This is a genomic window from Acinetobacter sp. YH12201 (genome assembly GCF_013418145.1).
In the GTDB taxonomy this organism is placed as follows: domain Bacteria; phylum Pseudomonadota; class Gammaproteobacteria; order Pseudomonadales; family Moraxellaceae; genus Acinetobacter.
Map to the genome: position 1 here is coordinate 1 of NZ_VPCP01000162.1, position 2,081 is coordinate 2,081.

Here is a 2,081-nt window from a genome sequence, read left to right on the forward strand (position 1 = left end):
AATGTATATCGTTGGCAGAAGAAATTATTTAGACCAATGATCAAAAACTTCATTGATGACTTTATTCTCGATAAAAATCATCTGCTACCACAGAGAATCTATAAATAATACTGCGTAAGTCCTAGAAATGTAAAAAATGCTGACGAAAGTCGGCATTTTTTTATTGTTTTGTATGTTGTATAAAGCACTATTCCTCAAAGAACGTTTGAACGCGTGAAAAGGTCATGCACAACTATTTGAGGCAGGACTACCTTGGTAATGTACTGTTTCAGCGATAAAAGAGATAAAAAGACGGAAATTACCGAGTTTTGTGCATGACAAAATTTTTTGGTACTTTTTGACAGCAAAAAGTACAGAATGAGCTCCAGATATTCATGGTCGAATGGAAAGACTCCGTCGTGTTTATATGTTTTAATTGTCACGCAGAATAAATACAAAATATTGAGATTTTGGGGAAATGTGGAAAAATATTCGAATTTTAATATTACTGTTGATTTTATTAATTGTGGCAGTAAATGCCTACCGTGACCAGAATCAGGACTGGTCCAAACCCATTATTGTCATGCTGCATCCCATCAATGCAGATGGGCGGGCTGCGACTCAACGTTATATTCAATCGCTGAATCTCTCCGAGTTAAAAGAGAGTCAGGAATATTTACAACAGATGTCAGTACAGTACCGTGGGCAGCCGATTGCGATTTATTTCCAGTTGGGGCGTGAACTTAAACAAATTCCTCCTAAAGTACCTGAACAGGCAACGATGCTGGATACCATTTTATGGAGCCTAAAATTCCGTTTTTATGCCTGGAAACAGCATGAAAGTGCTGATGGTTCACCCAGCGTGACTTTATATTTAAATTATTATGATCCCCAAACAATTAAAGAATTAAAACATTCTACTGCCTTGCAAAAAGGGCGCATAGGTTCAGTCAATTTATTTGCATCTAAAAAACAGGCTGAACAAAACAAGATTGTATTGGTGCATGAATTACTGCATAGCTTTGGCGCAAGTGACAAATATGATTTAGCGACTGGTCAGCCCATTTATCCACTGGGTTATGCCTACCCGGATCAAACTCCTTTATTTCCTCAAGCCAAAGCAGAGTTGATGGCCGGGCATATTCCAGTTTCGCAACAAAAAAGTAAAATGCCGGATTCATTGAAACAGACTTTGATTAATGAAATCACCGCAATCGAGCTGGGCTGGAAAAAATAATCCTTGGGGATAACGATGCTTTTATCCACAGTTGCATATCGGGCTGTGGATTAAAATGCAGAGAAATAACAGACTTTTGACCGAAAATCAGCTAAAACTACAGGTATTCCTAAACAAAAGACTTGAGAAAAAACATGAGAACAGTAGGAAATGATTTAGTTCGACATCAGCTGCATGAAAATCGAAAGTGGTATTTAGGTCTGGGCATTGTGCTGACCTTGTTTGCTCTTGTACTGCTTGCTTCACTGCCTTTTGCTACGCTTTCTGTGGTATTCCTGTTTGGCATACTGATGATGATTGGCGGTATTCTGCACTTTGTTGCAGCTTTTAAAATTTTTGAAGGGGGGACTCGCTGGCTATGGGCCCTGTTTGGTGTACTGTATCTGGTCGCTGGTTATTATGCTTTTAGCACACCGGTAAAAACCGCGATTGTGCTGACCAATCTGTTGGCCATTGTATTGATTGTTGCGGGTATCATCCGTATTTTTAGTGCCATTATTTTTAAAGCCTATCAAGGTTGGGGCTGGATCTTATTTTCGGGCCTGTTAACCCTGGTGACCGGGATTATGATTTTAAAATCACCTGATGCACCGTTCTGGGTACTGGGGCTGTTCCTGGCGATAGATGTTTTATTTCAGGGAATTAATTATTTGACTTTAGCGTCGTATATCAAACGTGAAGTACCGCAAAGTTCGGCAGATGTATAACAGTGAAGTGGGATAAAAGGGCGCGTAGAGCGCATTGCTGTCCCACAATTTTTCACAAGAGGAAGCTCATTTGAGCTTCCTCTTGTTTTATGGGTATTTTATCGGGTGAAAATAAAGCTTTTAAAGTTCTTCTTTCAAACAAATTCACTTGAATTATT

Annotated in this window: 2 protein-coding genes and 1 pseudogene; all 3 read left to right on the forward strand. The window is 39.2% G+C overall.

What is annotated here, in order from left to right; translation table 11 throughout:
* Window positions 1–108 (forward strand): annotated as a pseudogene (locus FTU91_RS16205) (IS701 family transposase); the annotation flags it as partial.
* 349 nt (window positions 109–457) lie between these two features.
* Window positions 458–1,216 carry a hypothetical protein gene (locus tag FTU91_RS16210; protein WP_180082845.1) on the forward strand — a complete coding sequence of 253 codons (759 nt, stop codon included), beginning with the start codon at window positions 458–460 and terminating at the stop codon, window positions 1,214–1,216.
* Between the two features lie 134 nt (window positions 1,217–1,350).
* Window positions 1,351–1,923 carry an HdeD family acid-resistance protein gene (locus FTU91_RS16215; protein WP_180082846.1) on the forward strand — a complete coding sequence of 191 codons (573 nt, stop codon included), beginning with the start codon at window positions 1,351–1,353 and terminating at the stop codon, window positions 1,921–1,923.
* Window positions 1,924–2,081: the final 158 nt, after the last annotated feature.

Excerpts from the sequence above, each read along its gene's own strand:
- FTU91_RS16210 (WP_180082845.1), top strand. The coding sequence starts at position 458 with ATGTGGAAAAATATTCGAATTTTAATATTACTGTTGATTTTATTAATT.
- FTU91_RS16215 (WP_180082846.1), top strand. The coding sequence starts at position 1,351 with ATGAGAACAGTAGGAAATGATTTAGTTCGACATCAGCTGCATGAAAAT.